Source organism: Polaromonas sp. CG_9.7 (assembly GCF_015752205.1).
Classification (GTDB): Bacteria; Pseudomonadota; Gammaproteobacteria; order Burkholderiales; family Burkholderiaceae_C; genus Polaromonas.
The window spans coordinates 383814-408760 of sequence record NZ_JADOVG010000001.1 but is presented as its reverse complement, the minus strand read 5'-3'; the positions used below and the strand labels follow the sequence as shown (position 1 = coordinate 408760).

The window sequence follows — 24947 nt, the reverse complement described above, 5'->3', positions numbered from 1 at the left end:
ACCTCTTGGTTGCGGTGGATCGGTTACGGCTTAGACCAGCAGCAGCAGGTGTTCACGCTCCCATGGCGAGATCACCTTCATGAACTCGGCAAACTCCATTTCCTTGATTTCGGAATACACCGTGACAAAATCTCGGCCCAGCACTTCATGCAGGTCCGACTCGCGGCGCAGCCAGTCCAGCGCCTCGCCCAGGCTGCGCGGCAGCGAATAAGGCGACAGGTAGGCATCGCCCTTCATCTCGGGCTTGGGCTTGATCTTGTTCTTGATGCCCAGATAACCGCAGGCCAGCGTCATGGCCAGGGCGATATACGGATTGGCGTCAGCACCGATCACCCGGTTTTCCACCCGGCGGGCTTGTGGCGTGGAAATCGGCGAGCGAATGCCGACAGTGCGGTTGTCGTGTCCCCAGGCGATGTTGATCGGTGCGGCCGTGTCGCGCGACAGCCGCCGGTAGCTGTTGACATAAGGCGCGACCAGCGCCATAGCCGCCGGAATGTAGCGCTGCAGCCCGCCGATGTAATGAAAGAAAGCCTCCGACTCGCTGCCATCCCGGTTGCTGAATATGTTCTGGCCGGTTTCGCGGTTCAGGATGCTCTGGTGCACATGCATGGCGCTGCCGGGCTCGGTTGCAATCGGCTTGGCCATGAAGGTGGCATACATGTTGTGGCGCAGGGCCGCTTCGCGCACTGTGCGCTTGAACAGGAACACCTCGTCGGCCAGGCCCAGCGGATGGGCATGGAAAAAATTGATCTCCATCTGCCCTGCGCCGACTTCATGAATCAGCGTGTCGACATTGAGCTCCATCTTTTCACAGTAGTCGTAGATGTCCTCGAACAGCGGGTCAAACTCGTTCACCGCGTCGATGCTGTAGGCCTGGCGCGAAGTTTCGGCGCGCCCGCTGCGGCCAACTGGCGGGCGCAGCAGCGTGTTGGGGTCGGTGTTGCGGGCCACCAGGTAAAACTCCAGCTCGGGCGCCACCACCGGCACCAGGCCTTCGGCTTCATACAGTTCGCACACCCGGCGCAGCACGCTTCTGGGCGCAAACGGCACCAGCTTGCCGGCCGGGTCGAAGCAGTCGTGGATCACCTGCGCCGTCGGGCTCGACGCCCACGGAACAATCCGTGCCGTGGACGGGTCGGGCCGCAGGTGCATGTCCTTGTCGGTCGGGCTGATCACATCGTAGTAAGGGCCGCTCTCGGGGAACTCGCCGGTCACGCCCATGGCCACCACCCCCTCGGGCAGGCGCATACCCCGGTCCTCGGTGAATTTTCCGCGCGGCAGGATCTTGCCCCGGGCCACGCCCGTCAGGTCAGGCACCAGGCATTCGACTTCGGTGATCCTGCGTTCATTCAGCCAGTTTTCCAGTTCCGTAAAGGTCGTTGCTTTTGTCATGCTCATGTTCAGACTCATCGCGCGCTCCTGTTTTTCGACGCCTGTCGGTGGATTGGAATAACCTGGGTTCAACTTGAGGGGGCAGCCCTTTCCAGCATGCGGCCGGCATGACGGCGTTCGCAAGCCTGGCCAAAGGCCGCAAAAATGGCTCGGTAGAAAGGATTTTCCTGGCAGTTCCACTCGGGGTGCCATTGCACGGCATAGGCAAACGCGGCAGCCCCCTTGATCTCGAAGGCCTCGACCAATCCGTCGGATGCATGGCCCAGCGCGTGCAATCCGTTGGCCAGCCGGCCAATGCCCTGACCATGCAGCGAATTGACCTGGGCCGTGCCGCCGCCGGCCCACTCTGCAAACGCACAGCCCGGCACAAAACGCACCGCATGTGCAGGTCCGTAGGCCTCTTCAAGGCTGACGCCTTCGGGATCGCGATGGTCGAAGTGCCCTTCCCGCGCATGCACACTTTGTTCCAGAGAGCCGCCCAAGGCCACGTTGATTTCCTGAAAACCACGGCAAATGCCCAGCAGCGGCACACCAGCGGACTGACATGCCCGTACCAGCGCCAGCGTGAGCGCATCGCGCTGCGGGTCGAGCGGCAAGCCGGTGTCCAGCACGTCCTGGTCAAAATGAGAGGGATGAACATTCGACGGCGAACCGGTCAGCATGACGCCGTCGACCAATTCCAAAAGCGCCGGTATCTGTGCCGCATCTGCCAAGGGAAACAGCACAGGCTGGGCACCAGCGCATTGCGTGACGGCACGGGCATATTTCTCTCCCAGTACCAGAAAAGGGAACTGGTGACCTTCCTCACCCAGAAGCCGATGGTCGGCAGGCAACCACACCAGCGGCAGGTGACGGTGCTGCGAAGAAATCAACAGGGTTTGCCGCATGAGTGATGGGTGTTGAGGGAGTTCCAGCCAGTGTAACCAGCCCCACCATGGCGCCGATTAAACGGTGGCGGCGTGCCTGCAAGTGTTTTGCGGTGCGAATTCTGATTCGGGCCAGGAAGGTACGAACTCGCCTGCCCAACAGTCGAACGCACGGTGCAGCAAGTTATGGGTCGACCATGGAGGCGAGAGGCGAGGTGTGAATGGATGGCCCGGCCGGCCGAACGCCTATCAATTCATTTGCAGCCGCCGGCATGCACATGATGACGGTGGATGGAAAAGGCACAGCGCCAACCGAATATGACGCGACGGAAGAGGCGCTTCATCCTGGAAGAAATTCAGGATTGGCAAGCAATTTTTCAAGTCGAAACAGCGCTTCCCGCTATATATACCGACACAAGCTGCTATCTTTTTTAAAAAATTATGGCAGGATTTTTCTGTTGGGCACAAGCCTGTCAGCCACCATGCTTCCTTCTGTCAAGCCATTTGCCTGAAGAATGGTGCCTTGGCTTGTCTACGCAAAGATTGATATATGCCGTATCAATCCAGCATGCCTCCTAACTTAACTTCAGGGTTTTTACCATCAACAAAAACGCTTCACATTGGTCCGTTTGGGGGGTTGCGGCATCAAAAATATCAAATTAACATTTGTTTTGTGAGGATAAGTTATTAACAGCGATATTTGTATGTTATTAGGCCCGGCCTAACAACTGAAAATCAACCAATCAGGACGTTATATATGGCAATTTTAATGGTGCCCAGTTCGCTGCGCCGTTACACCAACCAGCAGAGTCGTATCACCCTTGCTGTCAGTTCCATCGAGGAGGCACTCAAGCGCTTTTCCGAAGATTCAAGCGAGCTTCGCAATCACCTGTTTAGCGGTCAAGTCCTGCGCAAATTCATCGTCGTTTGCAAAAACGGCCAGGACATCAGGCTTCTGGACGGACTGCAGACATTGGTGAGCGATGCCGATGAAGTCCAGATCATTGCGAGCGTTGCCGGAGGATGAACGCGCTACTTCAACCCGACATACTGCCAGAACTCTCCAGCAGCGAACTTCGGCGTTTCAACCGCCAGATCATCCTGCCCGAATTTGGCATCGAAGCGCAGCGACGCCTCAAGGCGGGCAGCGTTCTACTGATTGGCCTGGGCGGCCTGGGCAGCCCGGCTTCGCTTTATTTGGCGGCTGCAGGGGTCGGGCGAATCGGCCTGGTGGACGGCGATGTGGTCGAAGAAACCAATCTTCAGCGCCAGATCGTGCACGGCCAGTCAGCGCTCGGGCGCTTGAAAAATGAAAGTGCCGAAGCACGCTTGCTGGACATCAACCCGAACGTCCAGATCGAACGTCACGATGTGCGGCTGAATATTGACAATGCGCTGGCGCTGATCTCCCAGTACGACGTGATCATTGACGGCTCCGACAATTTTCCGACGCGCTACCTGGTCAACGATGCCTGCGTAAAGCTTGGCAAGCCTGACGTTTATGGCGGCGTATTGCGTTTTGACGGCCAACTCAGCGTGTTCGATGCGCGCACGGGACCGTGCTATCGCTGCATGTTTCCCGAACCACCACCGCAGGAGTTCGCGCCCAATTGCTCAGAGGCTGGCGTGCTGGGTGTGCTGCCCGGTGTGATTGGGTCACTGCAGGCGACCGAGGCGCTCAAGTTGTTGAGCGGCGTCGGCTCGCCCATGATCGGCCGCATGCTGATCTATGACGGACTGGACCTTTCCTTCAACACGGTCCACATCGCCAAGGACCCCGACTGCCCGGTCTGCAGTCGTGCGCCGCAAGACATCGCGCTCAAAGAAACCGTCATGGTTTGCGCTGCGCCGGTTGGCCAGTCCATCTCGTCTGGTGGACTCCAGGCGAGGCTGCAGGCACAGGACGATTTGGTCATCGTCGATGTACGCAATCCGGCCGAATGGCTGCCCGGCCGAATTCCGGGCGCTATCGGATGGCCCAAGCCGGAACTCGAGCGCGCGCTGAATGAATCTGGCGCAAGCCAATTGCCCAGAGACCGCGACATCGTGCTGGTGTGCCAAAGCGGCATGCGGAGCAACAGCGTCATCAAATCGCTGGTCGCGGCAGGTTATGACCCGCTCCGGCTCTACAGCCTTGAACAAGGCATGGCGGCATGGCCGGGGGATGTTCAACTTGTCTGAAACGGTGGCAGCTTCCATACCCACGCGGCATGGGTTGCTGCACAACCGTTTATATGGGGCCCGGCGGATGGCCACACGCATCCGCAACGATTTTTTTGAAAGGATGGTTCTTCATGTCCATTAATGAAGCCCGCCCCGATGTATCCAGCGACGACCTGGTTCGCCAGATCATCACCCTCGCGCCCACCGGCGTCCCCATTACCCCTGCTATTGCAGAACAGCTTCAGGCGGCGACGCAAGCCCTTTTGGCACTGGCCAATGTTGACGGAAAGCTCGAACACAGTCCCATGAAACTGGCGATGGAGCGGACGGTAGACCTGCACCGTGAGTCCGCTGAAAAACGACTCACGGGTCAACGCGTGTTGGTCACCGGCGGCGCCGGCTGTGTCGGCTCGCATTTGATTCCCCTGCTCTTTGAACTCGGTGCAATGGAAATTATCATTGCAGACATTGCCGTCGAAAATGGCAGCATTGCCATGGAAGGCAACAGTGTCGGCTCGCCCACCCGGCAACTGATAAATTGCCAGGTCGACATCCGGGATGCGGCCCTGCTCGACGCGGTGTTCGCCCAGACCAAACCACATGTCGTTTTTCACCTGGCCAGCATCCGCGAGCCCGGCCGTGCCGAGGCGGTGATACGCGAAGCCATCGAAACCAATGTGTTTGGTACGCGCAATGTCATAAACGCCTGTCTTCGCCATGGCGTGGAGGATGCGATTTACTCTTCTACCGGCAAGTGTTTTGCCTATGTCTCCGATCACGTCTACACCGGCAGCAAAAAACTGGCCGAAGCGCAGTGGGCCGCTGTTGCACGCCGCAGCAACTCGACACGGTTTCGCTGCACTCGCTTTACCCATGTCATGGAAAACGGCGTGGTTACGCAGAACATCGTCGACGGCATTGCGAGCGGGCTGGTCGGCCTGCACGGCCCCGACCGTTATTTCAATATTCAGAATCTGCGACAGGCGGGCCATTTGCTGGTCAACGCCCTGGCGCTCGCTGAACAGACACCGGTGGATGGCTTCTGGGCTGCCGTTGATCTGGGCTGGCCTGTGAACACGCTGGAACTGGCCCTTTACCTTATCCAGCAAAGCGGCAAACCGGTGGCCTTGCATTTTCTGGGCGTGCCCAAGGGCTATGACGAGGTGTTCTTCCGTGGCCAGTTCTGCTGGAGCGGTGAAACCGCTTACCACCCGCTGGTCAATGCGCTTGAAGCGCCCAGCGGCTTTGGCGACCGGAGCGGCACCATGATCGGCGCACGCGTGCAACCCTTCAGCGAAGACGCGCTGGCTGTTGAATTGGAAACTCTCAAAATAGCGCTGGACGACCAAACGCTCGACGTTCTGGAAGTCAAGGCGGCACTGAACCAGGCAGTAGGCGGCCTGGCACGGTCCATCTTTGCTGCAACCGACCTGCCACGCCTCATCGATGTGCTCTGGTGGGGTGCAGCCCCGGCGTGGATCGGAACATCAACCAGGGAGGCCGGGCGTTTCGAAGTGGTCATTCAACTGCTGATCGACACCGTTTTGGCCGGGTTGCGCCAGACCAATGGACCGATGTTGATTGCAAACCGGCAAAAGCTGCAAGAGGTACACCAGACCCTTGTGCGTATTCCCGGCCTTGCGGCTCAGTCCAGCAGACTGGAAAGCCTGCTGGAAGATTCGGCTGTGACAGTAGCAACAAATTAGGCAGGCGGCTCAAGCGCCTGCCTACTGCGTGCTTTGCCACGAAACCGAGCCAGCCCATTTGCCAATGAAGGCTGAACGCCCATGGGCAGGCCGGTAAAACAGCGCACATCTTGATGCGATACTTTACGCAAGCCGGCTGTGCGCTGCCGCTATGGATGGCATGACCATTTTTCGCGTCGCAGGCGAACGGCTAAAGGCAAACTCTGCAGCGTTTTGATTCTGTGATCAGATCAATACGATCATGGGCGCGCTACTTACTGGGCAAGAGGCTCTTTATTGCTCCAGCAAAAAAGCCACTTCTTCCAGTATTTTCCTGTTCTCGTCCTGGAGTTTTCAACGTGTCGCACCGCCCCGCTTCCCCGTGGATTGCCTATGCCTGCCTGGCGCTCAGCATGTCACTCGTCGGCAGTTATGTTGCCTTGTCCAAGCCACTGGTGACCGCTTTGCCGGTGTTCTTGCTGGCCTGGCTGCGGTTTGGCATTGGTGGACTGGCAATGGCGCACTGGCTGAAAAAGCCGGCATCCGAAATGCCGATGAGCCCGCAAACCCGCCGGCTGGTGTTCCTGGAGTCCTTCCTGGGTAATTTCCTGTTTTCGATCTGCATGCTGTTCGGCGTGAGCCTGACCAGCGCGGTGGCCGCCGGTGTCATCATGGCAGCGATTCCGGCTACGGTGGCGCTGCTGAGCTGGACTTTTTTGCGCGAGCGGATCAGCGCCCGCGTCTGGGCCGCCGTGGCCTGCGCTGTTCTGGGCATCGCCCTGGTTTCGCTCTCAAAAAGTGAGCTGCCTGTGCAGATGGGTAATGCGCAAGAGGCCGATTTGGCATCAAAAAACGCTTGGCTGGGCAATCTGTTGCTGGTAGGTGCGGTGCTGTGCGAAGCGGCGTATGCGGTGATCGGCAAGAAGCTGACCGGCGTGCTCAGCCCCAAGCGCATCTCGGCGCTGATCAACCTGTGGGGTTTTGCGCTGGTCACGCCTTTCGGGCTGTGGATGGCCTGGGGCTTTGACTTTGCCGCCGTCGCGCCGGCCAGTTGGACGCTGCTGGTGTTTTATGCGCTGGCCGCGAGCGTCTGGACGGTGTGGCTGTGGATGACCGGCCTGAAAACCATTCCCGCCAACGAGGCTGGGGTGTTCACCGTGTTGCTGCCGGTGAGCGCGGCGGCAGTCGGCGTGGGGGTGCTCGGTGAAAGCCTGAACGGCACGCAAGTCGGCGCCTTTGCGATTGCGCTGGTGGGCGTGGTGCTGGCGACGCTGCCCCAGCGCAAGCCACGTGCAGGCACTTTGTTGCCTTAAGGCGGCTTTGGTGCAGCGGCGGCTGCGTTTAATAAGGCATTGAATTCGGGATAGATGGACCCCGGGTCAAGCCCGGGATGACAGGCCATACGACGGGGACAGATAAGCGAATGGACAGGTCACCGAATGGACGACTCACCGCACCTCAGGCGAACAGCGCCTTGTACTGCTCGCGCAAGACATTCTTTTGCACCTTGCCCATGGCGTTGCGCGGCAGTTCGCTAACCAGGAAACATTGTTTGGGCACCTTGAAGTTGGCCATTTTTGACTTCATCTCGGCCATGATCTGCAGACTGTCGGGTGTGGCACCGGGCTTGGCAATCACCACGGCCACGCCGACTTCGCCGAAGTCGGCATGCGGCACGCCGACCACGGCGCTTTCGGCCACGCCAGGCAACTCGTTGATAAAGCCTTCTATCTCGGCGGGATACACGTTGTAGCCGCCGCTGATGATCAGGTCCTTGCTGCGCCCGACGATGGTGATGTAGCCGTCCGTGTCGGTTTTTCCGACATCGCCAGTCTTGAAATAACCGTCAGCAGTGAATTCCTCGGCGGTTTTTTCAGGCATGCGCCAGTAACCTGAAAATACATTCGGGCCCTGGACCTGAATGTTGCCAATGTCGCCCACCGGCAGCGGCTGGCCGTCGTCGCCCTGCACCCGCAGGTGGACGCCCGGCAACGCAAAGCCGACCGTGCCGCCGCGCCGCTCGCCATTTTGGCAAGGGTTGGACGTCAGCATGGCGGTTTCGCTCATGCCGTAGCGCTCCAGGATGGTGTGTCCGGTGCGCGCCTGCCATTCGAGGAAGGTATCCAGCAGCAGCGGTGCCGACCCGGCGATGAACAGGCGCATGTTGCGGCACGCGTCCCGCGTCAAACCGGGCTCGGCGAGCAGGCGCACATATAAGGTCGGCACACCCATGAACACGGTCGCTTCAGGCAGTTTTTCAATCACCTTTTTCGGATCGAATTTGGACAGCCAGATCATCTTGCTGCCGTTGATCAGCGCGCCGTGAATGGCAACGAACAGGCCGTGGACATGAAAAATCGGCAAGGCATGGATCAGCACATCGCCGCCCTCCGCCCGCGTCCGCCAGCCCCAGTAGTCTTTCAGCACGCGCGCGTTGCTCAGCAGATTGCCATGCGACAGCATCGCGCCCTTGCTGCGCCCGGTCGTGCCGCTGGTGTAGAGGATGGCGGCCATGTCGTCCGGCTGCTTGAGCGCCGCTTCATGCCGGTCGCTGCAATGCGCGGCGCGGTCCAGGAGCGAGCCGCTGCGGTCATCGTCCAGCGTGAAGACGTTTTGCGTGCCAGCCTTGAAGGCGATTTTGCTGACCCAGCCAAAATTGGCGCTGCTGCAGACCACCACCGCCGGCTCGGCATTGCCGATGAAATACTCGATTTCGGCGCTCTGGTACGCGGTGTTCAGGGGCAAAAATACAAAGCCGGCCCGCAGCGTGGCCAGGTACAAGACCATCGCCTCGACCGATTTTTCGACCTGCACGGCAATCCGGGCGCCTTCGGGCAGGCTCAGGGATTGCAGCAGATTGGCCATCATGGCGCTGCCGTGGTCCAGGTCGCGCCATGAATACAGCAGGCCATTGCCGGTTTCAATGGCGACTTCGTCCAGGTCGGCGGGAAAGGCGGCTCGCAGCGCGGCAAAGAGGTTGTGGTTGTTCATGGAATGGATGATGTCAGGAGTAGAGGATGCAGCGATTCAGGCGCTGAACGCCGGCGGACGCTTTTCCATGAAAGCGGTAATGCCTTCACGGTGTTCTGGAGAAGCTGCGTAGTCATAAGCGATCGCTATTGTATTTATAGCTGCTTGCGTAGGCAGGATATGCGCCAGCACCCTAAATGATGCTTTATTCAGGCGTGCGGCCTGCGGCGCCAGTTGCCCGATGCGCTGGATGCGCTGCTGTACTGCAGTGTCCAGTGCGTCGGTCGCCAGAACCTCGTTCAAAAAGCCGCGCTGCTTCATCTCGGCCGCGTCCAGAACGGCGGCGGACAGCAGCATCTCGCGCGCCGTCAGCTCGCCCACGGCGCGCATCACCAGCGCCGCCTCGCGCGGCGCCATCGGAAAGCCGAGCTTCGCAATCGGTGCGCCGAACCGCGCGCTGCCGGTTGCCAGCCGGATATCGCAACAGCTGGCAATCTCCACCCCTGCGCCCATGCAATGGCCCTCGATCTGCGCGACGATGGGCACGTCGCAGTCAAGCATGGCCTGCAACCCGCCCCAGACGTCGTTTTCATGAAAGTCGCGCAGGCTGACCGTGTTGAAGCGGAAACCGGCATATTCTGAAATATCGCCGCCCGCGCAAAAGTGTCCGCCTTCGCCGCGAACCAGCACGCAGCGCACGTCGCTTCGCTGCTGGATCACTTCAAAAGCAGTGCGCAGTTCGCGCCACATCAGCCGCGACATGGCGTTGAACTTGCCGGGGTGCGACAGCGTGACCGTGGCCAGGGAAGCAGAAACCTCAAAAAGAACAGCACCGCTCATTGAATCAGTTTCTTCCAGTGAGTATCAGGCGTAAAAGCCAGCCCGCCAGCCAAAGCAGCGGTACCAGCCTGCCCACGCCATAGGCGCAGAGGCGGCCATCCCAGCCCAGCAGGGGCCGTGGAACCGGCATTGCCGGGCCGCAGGCGCAGTGGCCCCCTCGGGGGGCAGCGAACCACACACAGTGGGGAGCGTGGGGCCATGCCTAGTCCAGCTTGGCACCGGAGGCTTTGACCACGGCCGCCCAGCGTTTGACTTCGGCGCTGACAAACGTGCCGAACTGCGCCGGCGTCAGGTTGCCGAACTCGGCGCCGTTGCTGGCCCAGATGGTTTTCAGCTCGTCGGTGGCGGCCACCTTGCGCAAATCCTCGACGATGCGCGCCTGCACATCGGGCGGCGTCCCCTTGGGCGCCCACATTCCATACCACGTGGTGACGGTGTAATCGGGCAGGCCCAGTTCGGCGGCGCACGGCACATCGGGGAAAGCCGGGTTGCGTTTGGCGCCCGAGACCATCAGCGCCTTGATGCGGCCGCCCTTGATGTGGCCCGCCGATGAACCCAGGCCGTCGAACATCATGTCCACATTGCCAGAGATCAGATCCTGCAGCGCCGGGCCCGCGCCCCGGTAGGGAATGTGGGTGATGAAGGTATTGGTTTGCTGCTTGAACAGCTCGCCCGCCAAGTGGTGCGACGTGCCCGCGCCAGCGGAGCCGTAGTTGAACCTGGCCGGCTTGCTGCGCACCTGCGCCAAGAAATCTTTGAAGTCGCCCGGAATGTTCTTCGGATTGACAACCAGGACCTGCGGCACATTGGCCACCAGCGCCAATGGCACAAAATCTTTTTCAATGTCGTAGTCAAGCTTGGGGTACATCGACGGCGCAATCGCATGGTGCACGGCGCCCATGAAAAGCGTGTAGCCGTCGGGCTGCGCGCGCGCTGCAATGCCGGCGCCCAGCGTGCCGCCAGCCCCGCCCCGGTTGTCAATGATGAGCTGCTTGCCGGTCAGCTTGGCAAACTGCGCCGACAGCGGCCGGGCAAAGGCGTCGGTGCCGCCGCCGGCCGGAAACGGCACGATGACGGTAACCGGTTTGACCGGCCAGACCGACTGGGCATGGCTGCCCCAGGACAGCGCGGCCATGCTGGCAGCAGCAGTACGCAAAAGGCTGCGGCGGGTAGCGCCAGGCTCGAAGTTAAATGTCATGCAAGTCTCCTTTTTTAATTTTTTCTCGGGATCGATCAGTTCAAGTCGTCAAATATACAAATCATGGACCTCGGTGGATACCGGGACTTTCCCCTGCGCCAGCATGGCCCGGTGCTTGTCCAGACGCTTGAGGTCGTAAAGGTAGTTCACCATCAATCCGTACGATTGCTTGACGCCTTTGGGCGAAGGATCGGCGGCCCAGTTGAGCCGCTCGACCCGCGCACCGTTGCCCAGGTGGAACCGCGCCACCGGGTCGAGCGGCTGGCCGTTCTTCAGCCCCTGCCCGAGGTAGTGCGACGCGCACTGCAGCAGAAAGTGGCGCACCGGAGACTTTTCCTGCAGGTCTTGGGGATGCTCAATCGCCGCCAGAAAGCGGGCTGGCATGGGCGTGCCGCTGCCCAGCGCCTGTCCCAGCACGGCGCGTTCCTTGTCTGACAGCTTCTCAAGCAGCGCTGCGGCATTTTTGCCCAGCCAGTTCCTCAAGCCCGGAATCGGCGAGAGCGTGGCGAACACCTTGAGCTTGGGAAATTCGTCCTTGAGCGTTTCCACCACGCGCTTGATCAGAGAGTCGCCAAAACTCACGCCGCGCAAGCCGCGCTGGGTGTTGCTGATCGAATAGAAAATGGCGGTGGTCGCCTTGCCCAGGTCGGCCGCTGCCGCCTGCTCATCAAGCAGCGGCATGATGCCTTCGGTCATTTCATCAACCAGCGCAACCTCGACAAAAATCAAGGGCGTGCCGGGAAGGCGCGGATGAAAAAACCCGTAGCAACGGCGGTCGCTGTCCAGCCGGTTCTTCACATCGGCCCAGCTCTTGATGTCATGCACGGCTTCGTACTGGATCAGTTTTTCAATCAGCGATGCCGGCGAATCCCAGCTGATGCGGCGCAGTTCCAGAAAGCCTACGTCGAACCAGGTCGAGAACATGTACTCCATTTCCACATCCAGCGCCATCAGCCGCCCGTCGGCCTTGAGGAAAGGCAGCATTTCGGCACGCAGCTCGACCAGGAACTGAACGCCCTGCGGGTAGACGCTGAAGCGCTGCAGCAGGCGCCGACGCGGCGACACGGTGGCGCGGCGGTAATGCACCTCGGCCACGGCTTCGTCGGGGGTGCCGACGGCGGCGGCAAACCGCGCTTGGGCTTCCCTGGTTTTTTGCGCATCGGCAACAAACATCTCGCTCATCAGCAGCCACAGGTCGCAGCGCTGCGCCAGCGGGGCGGCAGCATGGCCGGCGGCCACTTCCATGGCACGCCGTCCGCCTTCAACCTCACTCACGCGCGGATCGATGATGGCCTGGAGCTCCTCGAAAGCCCGGCGCAGCAGGCGTGGCGAAAGTGCCTCGCCTTCCTGGCGCAGGGTGGCGTCCAGGCGCTCGGCAATGGACCGGGCAAGCGGACATTCCTTGGCAAGAGGTGTTTGCAGGGGTCCACTTTTATCCGGCGGGTCAGCTGCCGGTTTGGACGACGCAGCAGGCAGCAAGCGCGAAACGCGGCCAAGCCAGTTGGTGCTGCTCATGCCAGTTTGCTGTTACGGTTTGCAAACGCATTCACATCACTATCGGCAACGCAGAAAGGCAATGAATTGCAGACAAGACCCATGGCGTGAACTCCTTGTAAGGGTGGAATCCCGGTCCGCCGACACCCAAGAAAGGCAGACTGTCGCATCACTATTAAATAAATAGCGCACCGCGCCCGTGCTATTTGCGCAAATGGCGGTTTGATGCCCAAACCCACAACCAGATACCAGCGCCGATCATGGGAATGCACAGCCACTGGCCCATGCTCATGCCCAGCGCCAGAATGCCCAGAAAATCATCGGGCTCGCGGAAAAATTCGGCGATGAAACGGAACACCCCATAGCCGACCAGAAAGGCACCCGAGACCTGGCCCATTTTGCGCGGGCCTCTGGCGTACAGCCACAACAGCACGAACAGCAGCAGCCCTTCCAGCAAAAACTGATACACCTGCGACGGGTGGCGCGGCAACATCGAGCCGCTGTTTGCAAACACCATGCCCCACGGCAAATCAGGCGAACTGAAGCGGCCCCACAGTTCGCCGTTGATGAAGTTGCCCACGCGCCCGGCCGCCAGGCCCGTGGGCACGCAAGGCGCGATGAAGTCCATCACCTGCAGCCACGGCCGCTGGCGCGTGCGTGCAAACCAGAGCTGCGAGGCCAGCACGCCAAGCATGCCGCCATGAAAGCTCATGCCGCCCTGCCAGACGAAAAAGATTTCCAGAGGATGCGCAAGGTAATAACCCGGCTTGTAGAACAGGCAGTAACCCAGACGCCCGCCAATCACCACGCCCATCACGCCCAGAAAAAGTATGTCCTCGATGTCCCGACGCGACCAGGCGCCCGGCCCGGTGATGGACGCATACGGTTCATGGCGCAAGCGCAGGCTGGCAAGGAAAAAAAACAGGCCAAAAGCGGCCAGGTAGGTCAGGCCGTACCAGTGAATGGCCAGGGGGCCGAGTTGCAACGCAACAGGATTGATTTCGGGATGGATGAGCATGGGGTGCCATTGTGCATGCAAGCCACAGCATTACCAGCGTCGTGCACTTTCAGGCCAAAGGCCCTGCGGCTTGCGTCTGGCTGGCCTGCAACTCAAGTTGTTCGCCAACGGTTGCCAGTATTTCCTCGACCTCGCGCACTTTGGCCGGCTTGACCAGATGGTAGGAAAAACCGGAATTTCTGGAGCGCTGACGGTCTGACTCGCGTCCATAGCCAGTCAGGGCAACCAGCACCATAGCGTTCAGCGCAGCGTGCTGGCGCAACTGCTTTGCCACTTCGTAACCTGTGAGCCCCGGCAGGCCAATGTCGAGCAGCACCACATCGGGGCACATGGCCAGGGCAGTTTGTACGGCGCTGGAGCCGTCATGGGCAACCTCGACTTCATGCCCGGACAGCTTGAGCAGCTTGGCCAGGAACTCCGCCGCATCCACGCTGTCATCGACAACCAGCACCCGGCAACGCCTGCCAACGGACACGGACGGCGTTGCCGAAGGGGGCGGCAAGGACAGCGCCAGTGGCGCCGCGATGACCGGCAAGCGGACGATAAATTCGCTGCCTTGCCCCAGAATGCTCTGTACCTCGACGCTGCCACCGTGCAGTTCGAGCAGTTGCCGGACCAGGCGCAAGCCGATGCCCATGCCGCCTTGCGAGCGGTCAATGGCGCGTTCGGCTTGCGTGAACAACTCAAAGATGTGGGGCAGCAGTTCTGCAGCGATGCCCATGCCGGTATCGCGCACCTTGATGACGGCCAACGCGCCGTGAGCCGCTGATCCGGTATCGCCTTCCTGCACAACACTCAGCCACAGGTGGCCGCCCTCATCGGTGTACTTGGCGGCGTTGTTTAAAAGGTTGACCAACACCTGCTCAAGCCGGGTGGCATCGGCATTGAGCCAGACCGGTTCCGGCGGCAGCGAAAGCGACAGCTGTTGCCGGCGCCTGGCCATCAGTGGTTGGGCTGTTTCCAGCGCCCTTTCGACGATATCGCCCATGCGGACCGGCGCCTTGCGAAGCCGCACATTGCCGCTGGTTATACGGGAAACCTCGAGCAGGTCATCGATCAGGTGCTTCATCTGTCCCACCTGCCGTTCGATGACCTGGCAGGCCTTCTGGTACACCGGGCCTTGATTTTCTTGCCGTCCCAGCAGTTCTACTGCGCTGGTCAGCGGCGCCAGCGGGTTGCGCAGTTCATGGCTGAGCATTGCCAGGAATTCGTCCTTTCGCCGGTGCAGATCGGCCAGGGCCTGCGTTTGCGCCTGCATTTGCCGCTCCAGCCGGGTACGTTCAGTGATGTCGTAAAAGCAGTTGATGGCGCCGATGATTTTCCCTTGGCAGTCCTTGAGCGGCACAATACTGGCAATGACGCTAATGCGCGAGCCATCGGGCCGTTCCATCACAGCTTCGACCTCATCAACCTGCGGCATTACGCCCTTGAGCACTGCAATCATCGGATTCTGTTCTTCGCTCAATAACACGCCGTCAGGACGATACACCTTGGAAACGCCGCAAAAGCGCTCATCCACATCGCTGGGCTGGGGCTTGCGCCCCCACAACTTCACAGCACAGGCATTGAATTCCAGAATCATTCCGGAGGTGTCACACGAATAGGTTGCCACCGGCCCGCGGTCGAACAAGGCGCGGAACCGCTGTTCGCTTTGGCGCAGGGCTTCTGCTGCCTTGGCGCGTTCAGTGATGTTGTTGAAGACGACAGCAACTTTTCGACTGTCAGTGCTGCCCAGCCGTGCGACATACACATCAAACTGGCGATCTAGCGCTTTTGCGTGGTGTTTAAACCTGACCGGCGTGCCTGTCAGGACCACGCAGGCGCATGTTTGCAGCCATCCCGCTTCATGGCCAGATGAAAATTCAGACCAGCATTTTCCGGCAACGTCATGCATACCCGTCTGCAAAGCAAAAGCCGGATTGACTTCCACAAAGCGGCAATCCACCGCTAGCGCCCGATCGTCAAACACGATGTCGATGATGCAAAAACCCTCGTCCATCGAATTGAACAGGTTGCGATAACGCTCTTCGCTTTCGCGCAGAGCGTTTTCAGCCATTTTTTGCATGGTGCAGTCATCGTGCACGATGACAATTCGGGCCTGCCCGGCACTCTGGAATCGCGTGACCCGCATGACAAACCAGCGTTGCTCGGTCGGCGAGTGACAGGCGTATTCCATTTCGTAACGCGTGCGCCGTCCTGCGATGATGTCCTGGATAGCCAGCGCATAAGCCGGGGCATTACCCCCCTGCAGCAATGTCTGCTGGCAATGGCCGAGGTAGTTGACGCCGATTCCAATTCCGACACCCGGAGCCGACCCACCCGGTGGCTGATTTTCATCGGAGAATCTTTGCCAGGATTCGTTGATTTCCAGAATCGTTCCCGATGCATCGAGTACGACAATGTGGCCGGACAAGGCATCGAGTGATGAGCGCAAAAACTGTTGTGATTCGCGCAGGGCTTTTTCCACCTGCTTGCGTTTGGTGATGTCGCGAACAAGGACCGCAATCGTTGTGCCTTCCGGTCCGCCGATTCGGCTGGCATAGCCTTCAAGATAATGGTCCGCTGCTTTCGACTGATTCACAAAGCGCGTTGCCTCGCCTGTTTTAAGGACCTTGGCGCACATCCCGATAAAGTTTACGGTCTGATCCGGGACAATTTCGCTGATCCGACTTCCTGCAGCGCCGGTGATGCCGGTGTGACGCTCAAACGCTGGATTTTCCTCCAGACAGAGGCCATCAACCGGCTGTCGGTTTTCGTCGTAAATCAATTCAATAATGCAAAAGCCTTCGTCCATCGAATTGAACAAGCAGCCATAACGCACCTCACTGGCGTTCTGCAGCTTTTCAGCGCGGCGTCGGCTCGCTTGCTCCCATCGCAGGCAGACCAGCAACTTTATGAGGGCGAAACCGCCCAGCGTGCTGGCCAGAAAAAGAGATTGGGTTGCCTTGCTGCTGTCAGCCTGCCTTGCAATAACGCGGTCTCTCAAGAGTTGTGTTTCCTGCGCCTGCGACCGCGCCACCAGCAGGCTAATCTGGTCCATGGTCTTCTTGCCTGACTGCACCATCGCCGACGCGGTGGCCGCCTGCAAGCCTTGTGTCTCGCGCAGTGAAATAAGCGCTTTGATAGTGGCAAATTCAGATGCGGCCAAGGGTTCGAGCACGGCGAGCCGCTGCTGCTCCACTGGATTGTCTGCGGTCAGGCGACGCAACTCCGCCAATCGCATGGGAAAGGTTTTCAGACTTTCCTGGTACGCCACCAAGTGCTCAGGATTGCCCGTGATGACAAAGCCACGCTGCCCGATTTCTGCGTCCTTGAGGCTGGACAGCAGTTCACCGAGTTCCTGGATCACCGCACGAGAATGTGTTTCCCTGCGTTCCGACTCGGTTGCATTGTGCAGGTTTCGATACGCCAGACTGCCCACGCCCGCCAGGCAGGCAAGGACAAATACCAGCAGGACCTCAACCAGCAAGCGTTTATTGACGCACTGCATGGCTTTGCCAGAAAAGCTTGCAAAAATGCCAGCAATGCCTGGACCGCGCGAAGTCTTGTCCGTTTTGGGACCGGGCGCTGTCATGCCAGCATCCCTACCTTAATAAAAGCGTTCATCATGGCGCAAGATCTTTCAGAGAATGGGACAACTCCCCATCAAGTAACAAAAGTAATTTTTTGTCCTTATCTGGCCCAGATTACACCTTTTATCCTTCGCGCAGCTTGCAAACGTCAATTTGCGGCCAGCCCCAGTCAACCCGGCATTGCGCACTCCGTCTAACGAAACACTGTCAGCTTGGTGCAAATGCCATGAAGCGCTGCAGCGCAGGACTGGCAACTCCAGGACGCCACACCAAACTGGTCTCGCATCCGGGAATACCCTGACCTTTGGCTACTGATACGTTGCGATAAACGACGCCCGGCCGTTGAAACTGCCGCACGCTGTCAGGAACCCAGGCCACACCGATGCCAGCGGACACCAGGTTGACGATGGTCTGCATCTGGATGGCTTCCTGCGCCACGCCCGGCAGATAGCCCGCCGCGTGGTACATCGCAAAAATGGCGTCATGCAGCGAAGGCAGAATCCGACGTGGAAACATCACCAGCGGCTGGTCAAACAAGTTCTTCAGCGTTAGCGTGCCGCTGGTGGCCAGTTCGCTTTGCCCGGACACAGCCAGTACCAGAGATTCCCGGGCAATCAACTGGCAGGCCAGGCCGGGCGGTGAAAATCCTGGCGAATGCAGCATGAAGCCAGCGTCGATTTCACCGCGCCCGATGGCCTCTAACTGGACATCACCCGTCGCCTCAAGCAGTTCAAGCTGAACTTTGGGATGCTGCTCGCGAAAGGCACGAACCCAGCGCGGCAGCACATCAAACCCGACCGTCGAGACAAAAGCCAGCCGCAAGCGCCCTGCTTCGCCGTCAGCGCTGGCGCGTGCAAAAACCGGCAATGCACTGGCGCGGGCCAGCAGGTCGCGCGCTTCGGGCACCAGGGCGGCGCCCGCCGCCGTCAGTTGTACGCTGCGCTTGGTGCGGTCAAACAGCCTGAGACCCAATGCCGTCTCCAGTTGCGCAATGGCTTGGGTGAGTGGCGGCTGGGTCATGTTCAAACGTTGGGCAGCCCGGCTGAAATGAAGTTCTTCGGCCACCGCAATAAACTGACGCCATAGCCGAAGCTCGATTAAATGGGGTGTGCGCACGTCTTTGGATGGTTGTTCTTTCATATGCAAAACATATTAGTCCAGCTTGAAAAATGGATTGGAAAGAATCATTCAACGCACGGATACTTGGCGTTTCGCATTAATCCAGCAACATACCTAGGCCAAACCCATGGAAACCAAAGTCATCGCCATCAACCGCCGCTCGGCCAATATCACCGAAGGCAAGTCCCGTGCGCCCAACCGTTCCATGTACTACGCCATGGGCTACGAGGAAAGTGATTTCAAGAAACCCATGATTGGCGTGGCCAACGGCCACAGCACCATCACGCCGTGCAACAGTGGCCTGCAAAAGCTCGCCGATGCGGCTATTGCCGCAATTGAAGAAGCTGGCGGCAATGCGCAGGTATTCGGCACGCCGACGATTTCTGACGGTATGGCCATGGGCACCGAAGGCATGAAGTATTCGCTGGTAAGCCGAGAGGTCATTTCGGACTGCATCGAAACCTGCGTGCAGGGTCAGTGGATGGATGGCGTACTGGTGGTCGGCGGCTGCGACAAAAACATGCCCGGTGGCCTGATGGGCATGCTGCGCGCCAACGTGCCGGCCATCTATGTCTATGGCGGCACGATTCTGCCGGGCCACTACAAAGGCAAAGACCTGAACATCGTCAGCGTGTTTGAAGCCGTGGGCGAAAACGCCGCTGGCCGCCTGAGCGACGAAGACCTGCTGCAGATCGAGCGCCGCGCCATTCCCGGAACTGGCAGCTGCGGTGGCATGTACACCGCCAACACCATGTCCAGCGCATTCGAGGCCCTGGGCATCTCGCTGCCCTACTCCAGCACCATGGCCAATCCGCATGACGAGAAACTGAACTCGGCCAAGGAGTCGGCCAAGGTGCTGATCGAGGCGGTCAAGAAAGACATCAAGCCACGCGACATCGTGACCCGTAAATCGATCGAAAACGCTGTGGCGGTCATCATGGCCACAGGCGGCTCGACCAATGCGGTGCTGCATTTCCTGGCCATTGCCCATGCGGCCGACGTCGAATGGACGATTGACGACTTCGAGCGCGTGCGCCAGAAAACCCCGGTGCTGTGCAACCTCAAGCCATCGGGCGAATATCTGGCGGTCGACCTGCACCAGGCGGGCGGGATTCCACAGGTGATGAAAATGCTGCTGGTCGCCGGCTTGCTGCATGGCGACTGCATCACCATTTCAGGCCAGACGATTGCCGAAGTGCTGGCTGACGTCCCTGATGCGCCACGCTCAGATCAGGACGTGATCCGCCCTATCAACAAGCCGATGTATGCCCACGGCCACCTGGCGATTTTGAAAGGCAACCTGTCGCCCGAAGGCTGCGTGGCGAAAATTACCGGCCTGAAGAATCCGGTCATGACCGGACCTGCGCGCGTGTTTGAAGATGAGCAGTCGGGCCTGAAGGCGATTCTGGACGGCAAGATCGTGGCCGGCGACGTGATGGTGCTGCGCTACCTTGGCCCCAAGGGCGGCCCGGGCATGCCGGAAATGCTGGCACCGACTGGTGCACTGATTGGCGCCGGCCTCGGCGAAAGCGTCGGCTTGATCACCGACGGACGGTTCTCGGGGGGCACCTGGGGAATGGTGGTTGGCCATGTCGCGCCTGAAGCGGCGGCTGGCGGAAACATCGCATTCATCCGCGAGGGCGATTCAATCACGATTGATGCCAACCAGTTGCTGCTGCAACTCAACATCAGCGACGCTGAACTCGACAGCCGCAAGGTCGGCTGGACGGCACCTGCACCGCGTTACACGCGCGGCGTGCAGGCCAAGTTTGCGTTCAATGCATCAAGCGCCAGCAAAGGAGCCGTGCTGGACGACTATTGATGCATGAGCATTGAATTGCGACATTAAAAGCCTGTGAAATACCCACCTCACGGGCTTTTTACCTTTGTCAAGGCCGCCGCAGTCAGCGTGGGAGCAACAGCTTCAAGACCGTTTTTTGGAGATCAAGCCCATGGCCGCGCGCTGCTTGTCGATGCGTTTTTGCTTGCGGTCATCCATTTTTTTAATTTCCTTGCGCCTGGAGTAGCCCGAGGCATCAGCCCATGCCCACCATGCAGCAGCCAGCGCAAATGGCAACAAAATAAGCCACCAGCTCAAACCGGCCACCGGTTCAGTTTCCAGGTATTTCAGGGCCAGGCCCAAAACGCCGATCAACAAAAAATACATACTGAACTCCTGAAATCGGACAGATTACCTGGAAATTGTGGCCATGGTCCTTGGTCAACTCCCGCCTCTACAATCGCGTTAAATCACTGTAACCGAATCCATCACCCTTTACGAATGAGGCCAACATATGAAACTGAAACGCACTCTTTTGGCAATCGCTTCCATTGCGGCAGGTTTTGCAGTCTGCGCTCCGGCCATGGCTGACCTGCAATTGGCAACGGCCAAAAACTGCATGGCCTGCCACGCCGTTGACAAAAAACTGGTGGGACCATCTTATAAGGATGTGGCGGCCAAATATGCGGGCCAGGCAGACGCCGTCGCGAAACTGGAAGCCAAAGTTCTCAAGGGCGGTGGCGGTGTCTGGGGACCCGTTCCCATGCCAGCCAATTCGCAGGTCACGCCAGCAGAGGCCAAACAATTGGTGGCCTGGATCCTGACGCAAAAGTAATCATCCTGCGTGTGGTTGCCGCAGTGGCAACCCACAAACTCGAAGTCACAAAAAAGCCCGTCAATTGACGGGCTTTTTTGTAGGCAGACCCCATCGGCCCTGCAAAGACTTTACAGGTTCTGCATCAGTTGTTCCAGAATCGCCGGATTTTCAAGCGTCGAGGTGTCCTGTGGGGCTGTTTCGCCCTTGGCCACGCCGCGCAGCAGTCGGCGCATGATCTTGCCGCTGCGTGTCTTGGGCAGGTTGTCGCCAAAGCGGATGTCCTTCGGTTTGGCAATCGGGCCAATCTCTTTGCCCACCCAGTCGCGCAGTTCCTTGGCAATCGCCTTGGCTTCGTCACCTTCAGGACGTGAACGCTTGAGCACCACAAAAGCCACAATCGCTTCACCCGTCAGGTCGTCGGGACGGCCCACCACGGCGGCTTCAGCCACCAGCGGATGCGCCACCAGCGCCGACTCGATTTCCATCGTGCCCATACGATGACCCGACACGTTCAGCACGTCGTCAATGCGGCCGGTGATGCGGAAGTAACCGTTGTCGATATTGCGCACAGCGCCGTCGCCGGCCAGATAAATCTTGCCGCCCATTTCTTCGGGGAAATAGCTTTTCTTGAAACGCTCGGGATCATTCCAGATGGTGCGGATCATGGCTGGCCACGGACGCTTGAACACCAGCATGCCGCCCGAACCATTGGGCAGGTCCTTGCCGGTTTCGTCGACGATGGCGGCCATGATGCCCGGAAGCGGCAGCGTGCAGCTACCGGGAACCAGCGGTGTTGCGCCTGGCAGCGGCGTGATCATGTGGCCGCCGTTTTCGGTTTGCCAGAAGGTGTCGATCACCGGGCAGCGCTCATGGCCGATGTTTTTGTAGTACCACATCCAGGCTTCGGGATTGATCGGCTCGCCGACCGAGCCCAGGATGCGCAGGCTGCTCAGGTCTGACCGGTCCGGATGCACCGCTGCGTCTGCATCGGCGGCCTTGATCAGCGAACGAATGGCGGTGGGTGCGGTGTAGAAAATCGTGACCTTGTGTTTTTCGATCATCTGCCAGAAGCGCCCGGCGTTCGGGTAAGTCGGAACGCCTTCAAACACCACCTGCGTGGCGCCAGCAGCGAGCGGGCCATAAGCGATGTAGGTGTGCCCGGTGATCCAGCCAATATCTGCGGTGCACCAGAACACGTCCGACGGCTGCAGATCGAATGTCCAGTCCATGGTCAGCTTGGCCCACATCAGGTAGCCGCCCGTGCTGTGCTGCACGCCTTTGGGCTTGCCGGTCGAGCCGGACGTGTAAAGCACGAACAACGGATGCTCGGCACCCACGAATTCAGGATCGCAGACAGGGTTGGCCTTGGCCGTGACCTCATGCATCAGGCTGTCGCGGCCGGCCACCATGTTGCAGGCAGTCGGCGTGCGCTGGTAAACGATGACGTTCTTGATCGACTCGCAACCACCCATTGCAATGCCGTCATCGACGATGGCCTTGAGCGGCAACTCCTTGCCACCACGCAGCTGGAAGTTTGCGGTGATGACCGCAACGGCACCGGCGTCCTGAATGCGGTCTTGCAGGCTCTTGGCCGAAAAGCCGCCGAACACCACCGAATGCGTGGCGCCGATGCGGGCGCAGGCCTGCATGGCAACAATGCCTTCAACCGTCATCGGCATGTAGATGACAACGCGGTCGCCCTTTTGAATGCCCATGTCTTTCAACGCGCTGGCGAACTGGCTGACCCTGGCGTGCAGTTCCTTGTAGGTGACGTTGGTCACCTTGCCATCATCGCTCTCGAAAATGATGGCTTTCTTGTTTTCTGTTGGCGTGCCCAGGTGGCGGTCCAGACAGTTGTAGGAGGCATTCAACTCGCCATCGGCAAACCACTTGTAAAACGGGGCATTGGATTCATCCAGCACCTGCGTGAATGGCTTTTTCCAGCTCAGGTTTTCGCGTGCCAACCGGGCCCAGAAGCCTTCGAAGTCATTGGCAGCTTCTGCGCACAGGGCGTTGTAGCCCTCCATGCCGGAAATCCGGGCAGCCTTCACGGTGGCATCACTGGGTGGAAACACGCGGTTTTCAACCAACGTGGACTGGATGGAATTGTCAGGGGTGCTCATTAATCATGTCTCCTTGGGTCATTGAATCGGTCGTACTTTCGGGCCTCGCACTTACAGGCCACTGACGTGCTTCCAGCTTAATCCATGTGATTCGGCAGGTGTTCAGCGCATCCTACAATTCCCACCCTCTAGTAACGGTTTGTCCATGTCTCTACCTACTCCCCCAAAACTCACGCCGCTGCGTCCTTTGCCTAATCTGATCTTCGCCAGCCGCTGGTTGCAGGTGCCGCTGTATTTGGGACTGATCGCAGCCCAGGGCGTCTATGTCTTCCATTTCCTGGTGGAATTGATGCACCTGGTCGAGGCGGTCTTTGGCAGCCAGACAGCATTGCAGGCGCTGATCACGAGCATTGGCTACAAGACCAGCGCACCGGTGACCACGCTGAACGAGACCGTCATCATGCTGGTGGTGCTGGCACTGATTGACGTGGTCATGATTTCCAACCTGCTGATCATGGTGATCGTCGGAGGTTATGAAACCTTTGTCAGCCGCCTGAATCTTGAAGGCCACCGCGACCAGCCAGAGTGGCTCAGCCATGTGAACGCCTCGGTGCTCAAGGTCAAGCTGGCCACCGCCATCATCGGCATCAGCTCGATTCATCTGCTCAAGACATTCATCAATGCCGACAACTACACCGACCGGGTGCTGATTGCACAAACGGTGATCCACATCACGTTCCTGCTCAGCGCCCTGGCAATTGCCGCGACCGACCGGATGATGTCGCACAGCCAGAAACCCTACTGAATCCTTCAAAAGATTTTTCATGACCTTTTTGCTGTTCATAGGCGGCCTGATCGGCTTGGTTCTAGGGGCCGAGCTGCTGGTGCGTGGCGCGTCCAAACTGGCGCTGTCGTTCGGCATCTCGCCGCTGGTGGTGGGCCTGACCATCGTGGCTTTTGGCACGAGTGCGCCTGAAATGGCCGTCTCCACAGCTGCGGTGCTCAATGGCCAGACCGACATTGCCATTGGCAACGTGGTCGGCAGCAACATTTTCAACGTGCTGTTCGTGCTGGGCGTGTCGGCGCTGATCACGCCCTTGATCGTCAACATCCAGCTGATACGCCAGGAAGTGCCGATCATGATTGGCGCGTCGCTGCTGCTGCTGGCATTGGGCCTGGACGGCACGATCAGCCTGATGGATGGGGTACTTCTGTTTTGCCTGGCATTGGCCTACACGGTGTTTTTGATCGTGCAATCGCGCGCCGAAGGCAAGGCTGCGCAAGACCATTACTCGGCTGAAGCCACGCCTGCGCCGTCAGGCGGCTGGGACTCGAAACTTCCGGCTCAACTGCTGCTGATCGTTGCCGGCCTGGGCCTGCTGGTGCTCGGTTCGGACTGGCTGGTCACGGCATCGACCATTTTTGCCAAGGCACTGGGCGTGAGCGACCTGGTAATCGGATTGACCATCGTGGCTGCCGGAACGTCCATGCCCGAAGTGGCCACCTCGGTCATGGCAGCCATCAAGGGTGAGCGCGACATCGCGGTCGGCAACGTGGTCGGCAGTTGCACCTTCAACCTCTTGGGCTGCCTGGGCCTGGCGGGCCTCGTATCGGGCAACGCGGGTCTGGTCATGCCGGCGGCCATCCTCAATTTCGACATATGGGTCATGATTGCCGTTGCACTCGCCTGCCTGCCGATTTTCCTGACCGGGCGCGAGATTGCCCGTTGGGAAGGCGGTGTATTTGTTCTTTACTACGCAGCCTATGTCACCTACCTGATTTTGGCCACCCGGCAGCATGAAACGCTGGGCGTGTTCTCGATGGCGATGATGAGCTTCGTGATTCCGATCACGCTGATCACGCTCATCGTGATGTTGATAAAGCGAAAAAAGACCCCGGACCGTCCGGACTGAACAACGGCCAGTTCCACCTGCAGGCACGTAGCGTTTTGCCGGCGGATCAATTCCACA

Annotated in this window: 20 protein-coding genes; 9 read left to right on the top strand and 11 right to left on the bottom strand. The window is 59.4% G+C overall.

Going from position 1 to position 24947, the window contains the following annotated elements:
* Window positions 1-30 precede the first annotated feature (30 nt).
* Window positions 31-1398, bottom strand: a complete 1368-nt coding sequence (locus tag IWX87_RS01860; protein ID WP_231374349.1) for a glutamine synthetase family protein — start codon at window positions 1396-1398, stop codon at window positions 31-33.
* A 62-nt stretch (window positions 1399-1460) separates the two neighbouring features.
* On the bottom strand, window positions 1461-2279 hold the full coding sequence (locus IWX87_RS01855) for a gamma-glutamyl-gamma-aminobutyrate hydrolase family protein (protein ID WP_196861790.1): 819 nt from the start codon (window positions 2277-2279) through the stop codon (window positions 1461-1463).
* A 200-nt stretch (window positions 2280-2479) separates the two neighbouring features.
* Between IWX87_RS01855 and IWX87_RS01850 the strand changes: the two genes are divergently transcribed.
* The 5 genes from IWX87_RS01850 to IWX87_RS01830 all read left to right on the top strand — a co-directional run bounded on the left by IWX87_RS01850 (window position 2480) and on the right by IWX87_RS01830 (window position 7419).
* On the top strand, window positions 2480-2770 hold the full coding sequence (locus tag IWX87_RS01850) for a hypothetical protein (RefSeq protein WP_196861789.1): 291 nt from the start codon (window positions 2480-2482) through the stop codon (window positions 2768-2770).
* 245 nt (window positions 2771-3015) lie between these two features.
* Window positions 3016-3285 (top strand): MoaD/ThiS family protein, encoded by a 270-nt coding sequence (locus IWX87_RS01845; protein WP_196861788.1) that lies wholly within the window; start codon window positions 3016-3018, stop codon window positions 3283-3285.
* Window positions 3282-4439: a molybdopterin-synthase adenylyltransferase MoeB gene (moeB, locus tag IWX87_RS01840; RefSeq protein WP_196861787.1), complete on the top strand. Its 1158-nt coding sequence runs from the start codon at window positions 3282-3284 to the stop codon at window positions 4437-4439. The genes IWX87_RS01845 and moeB overlap by 4 nt, the downstream gene beginning before the upstream one ends.
* A 113-nt stretch (window positions 4440-4552) precedes the next feature.
* Window positions 4553-6127 carry a polysaccharide biosynthesis protein gene (locus IWX87_RS01835; protein ID WP_196861786.1) on the top strand — a complete coding sequence of 525 codons (1575 nt, stop codon included), beginning with the start codon at window positions 4553-4555 and terminating at the stop codon, window positions 6125-6127.
* Between the two features lie 392 nt (window positions 6128-6519).
* On the top strand, window positions 6520-7419 hold the full coding sequence (locus tag IWX87_RS01830) for a DMT family transporter (protein ID WP_231374537.1): 900 nt from the start codon (window positions 6520-6522) through the stop codon (window positions 7417-7419).
* A 145-nt stretch (window positions 7420-7564) separates the two neighbouring features.
* On the opposite strand, the gene IWX87_RS01825 is transcribed toward IWX87_RS01830, so the two are convergent.
* The 7 genes from IWX87_RS01825 to IWX87_RS01795 all read right to left on the bottom strand — a co-directional run bounded on the left by IWX87_RS01825 (window position 7565) and on the right by IWX87_RS01795 (window position 18338).
* The gene (locus tag IWX87_RS01825) at window positions 7565-9097 is read right to left on the bottom strand and encodes a malonyl-CoA synthase (protein ID WP_196861784.1); all 1533 of its coding nucleotides are present in this window, start codon (window positions 9095-9097) and stop codon (window positions 7565-7567) included.
* A gap of 36 nt (window positions 9098-9133) precedes the next feature.
* On the bottom strand, window positions 9134-9916 hold the full coding sequence (locus tag IWX87_RS01820) for an enoyl-CoA hydratase/isomerase family protein (protein ID WP_196861783.1): 783 nt from the start codon (window positions 9914-9916) through the stop codon (window positions 9134-9136).
* A 202-nt stretch (window positions 9917-10118) separates the two neighbouring features.
* The gene (locus tag IWX87_RS01815) at window positions 10119-11114 is read right to left on the bottom strand and encodes a tripartite tricarboxylate transporter substrate binding protein (protein WP_196861782.1); all 996 of its coding nucleotides are present in this window, start codon (window positions 11112-11114) and stop codon (window positions 10119-10121) included.
* Window positions 11115-11162: 48 nt separating this feature from the next.
* Entirely contained in the window at window positions 11163-12629 is a 1467-nt protein-coding gene (locus tag IWX87_RS01810; protein ID WP_196861781.1) for a malonyl-CoA decarboxylase, read from the bottom strand.
* 181 nt (window positions 12630-12810) lie between these two features.
* Window positions 12811-13626 (bottom strand): prolipoprotein diacylglyceryl transferase, encoded by an 816-nt coding sequence (gene lgt, locus IWX87_RS01805; protein WP_196861780.1) that lies wholly within the window; start codon window positions 13624-13626, stop codon window positions 12811-12813.
* Window positions 13627-13675: 49 nt separating this feature from the next.
* Entirely contained in the window at window positions 13676-17116 is a 3441-nt protein-coding gene (locus IWX87_RS01800) for a CHASE3 domain-containing protein (protein WP_196861779.1), read from the bottom strand.
* Window positions 17117-17405: 289 nt separating this feature from the next.
* Window positions 17406-18338 carry a LysR family transcriptional regulator gene (locus IWX87_RS01795; protein WP_196861778.1) on the bottom strand — a complete coding sequence of 311 codons (933 nt, stop codon included), beginning with the start codon at window positions 18336-18338 and terminating at the stop codon, window positions 17406-17408.
* A gap of 106 nt (window positions 18339-18444) precedes the next feature.
* On the opposite strand from IWX87_RS01795, the gene ilvD reads away from it, so the two are divergent.
* Entirely contained in the window at window positions 18445-20139 is a 1695-nt protein-coding gene (ilvD, locus tag IWX87_RS01790) for a dihydroxy-acid dehydratase (RefSeq protein ID WP_196861777.1), read from the top strand.
* Between the two features lie 102 nt (window positions 20140-20241).
* Here the strand turns inward: ilvD and IWX87_RS01785 are convergent, their stop codons facing one another.
* Entirely contained in the window at window positions 20242-20484 is a 243-nt protein-coding gene (locus tag IWX87_RS01785) for a TIGR04438 family Trp-rich protein (protein WP_196861776.1), read from the bottom strand.
* A gap of 127 nt (window positions 20485-20611) precedes the next feature.
* Here IWX87_RS01785 and IWX87_RS01780 point away from each other — a divergent pair, with 127 nt between their 5' ends.
* Entirely contained in the window at window positions 20612-20932 is a 321-nt protein-coding gene (locus tag IWX87_RS01780) for a c-type cytochrome (protein ID WP_370583722.1), read from the top strand.
* A gap of 110 nt (window positions 20933-21042) precedes the next feature.
* Here the strand turns inward: IWX87_RS01780 and acs are convergent, their stop codons facing one another.
* Window positions 21043-23037: an acetate--CoA ligase gene (acs, locus tag IWX87_RS01775; protein WP_196861775.1), complete on the bottom strand. Its 1995-nt coding sequence runs from the start codon at window positions 23035-23037 to the stop codon at window positions 21043-21045.
* 145 nt (window positions 23038-23182) lie between these two features.
* On the opposite strand from acs, the gene IWX87_RS01770 reads away from it, so the two are divergent.
* Both IWX87_RS01770 and IWX87_RS01765 read left to right on the top strand, forming a co-directional pair.
* Window positions 23183-23782, top strand: a complete 600-nt coding sequence (locus IWX87_RS01770; protein ID WP_196861774.1) for a YqhA family protein — start codon at window positions 23183-23185, stop codon at window positions 23780-23782.
* A gap of 19 nt (window positions 23783-23801) precedes the next feature.
* Entirely contained in the window at window positions 23802-24890 is a 1089-nt protein-coding gene (locus IWX87_RS01765; protein WP_196861773.1) for a calcium/sodium antiporter, read from the top strand.
* Window positions 24891-24947 lie beyond the last annotated feature (57 nt).

Bases quoted from the DNA above. Each gene is read 5' to 3' on its own strand.
- IWX87_RS01860 (WP_231374349.1), bottom strand. From the start codon at position 1,398: ATGAGCATGACAAAAGCAACGACCTTTACGGAACTGGAAAACTGGCTG.
- IWX87_RS01855 (WP_196861790.1), bottom strand. From the start codon at position 2,279: ATGCGGCAAACCCTGTTGATTTCTTCGCAGCACCGTCACCTGCCGCTG.
- IWX87_RS01850 (WP_196861789.1), top strand. From the start codon at position 2,480: ATGGATGGCCCGGCCGGCCGAACGCCTATCAATTCATTTGCAGCCGCC.
- IWX87_RS01845 (WP_196861788.1), top strand. From the start codon at position 3,016: ATGGCAATTTTAATGGTGCCCAGTTCGCTGCGCCGTTACACCAACCAG.
- moeB (WP_196861787.1), top strand. From the start codon at position 3,282: ATGAACGCGCTACTTCAACCCGACATACTGCCAGAACTCTCCAGCAGC.
- IWX87_RS01835 (WP_196861786.1), top strand. From the start codon at position 4,553: ATGTCCATTAATGAAGCCCGCCCCGATGTATCCAGCGACGACCTGGTT.
- IWX87_RS01830 (WP_231374537.1), top strand. From the start codon at position 6,520: ATGTCACTCGTCGGCAGTTATGTTGCCTTGTCCAAGCCACTGGTGACC.
- IWX87_RS01825 (WP_196861784.1), bottom strand. From the start codon at position 9,097: ATGAACAACCACAACCTCTTTGCCGCGCTGCGAGCCGCCTTTCCCGCC.
- IWX87_RS01820 (WP_196861783.1), bottom strand. From the start codon at position 9,916: ATGAGCGGTGCTGTTCTTTTTGAGGTTTCTGCTTCCCTGGCCACGGTC.
- IWX87_RS01815 (WP_196861782.1), bottom strand. From the start codon at position 11,114: ATGACATTTAACTTCGAGCCTGGCGCTACCCGCCGCAGCCTTTTGCGT.
- IWX87_RS01810 (WP_196861781.1), bottom strand. From the start codon at position 12,629: ATGAGCAGCACCAACTGGCTTGGCCGCGTTTCGCGCTTGCTGCCTGCT.
- lgt (WP_196861780.1), bottom strand. From the start codon at position 13,626: ATGCTCATCCATCCCGAAATCAATCCTGTTGCGTTGCAACTCGGCCCC.
- IWX87_RS01800 (WP_196861779.1), bottom strand. From the start codon at position 17,116: ATGCAGTGCGTCAATAAACGCTTGCTGGTTGAGGTCCTGCTGGTATTT.
- IWX87_RS01795 (WP_196861778.1), bottom strand. From the start codon at position 18,338: ATGAAAGAACAACCATCCAAAGACGTGCGCACACCCCATTTAATCGAG.
- ilvD (WP_196861777.1), top strand. From the start codon at position 18,445: ATGGAAACCAAAGTCATCGCCATCAACCGCCGCTCGGCCAATATCACC.
- IWX87_RS01785 (WP_196861776.1), bottom strand. From the start codon at position 20,484: ATGTATTTTTTGTTGATCGGCGTTTTGGGCCTGGCCCTGAAATACCTG.
- IWX87_RS01780 (WP_370583722.1), top strand. From the start codon at position 20,612: ATGAAACTGAAACGCACTCTTTTGGCAATCGCTTCCATTGCGGCAGGT.
- acs (WP_196861775.1), bottom strand. From the start codon at position 23,037: ATGAGCACCCCTGACAATTCCATCCAGTCCACGTTGGTTGAAAACCGC.
- IWX87_RS01770 (WP_196861774.1), top strand. From the start codon at position 23,183: ATGTCTCTACCTACTCCCCCAAAACTCACGCCGCTGCGTCCTTTGCCT.
- IWX87_RS01765 (WP_196861773.1), top strand. From the start codon at position 23,802: ATGACCTTTTTGCTGTTCATAGGCGGCCTGATCGGCTTGGTTCTAGGG.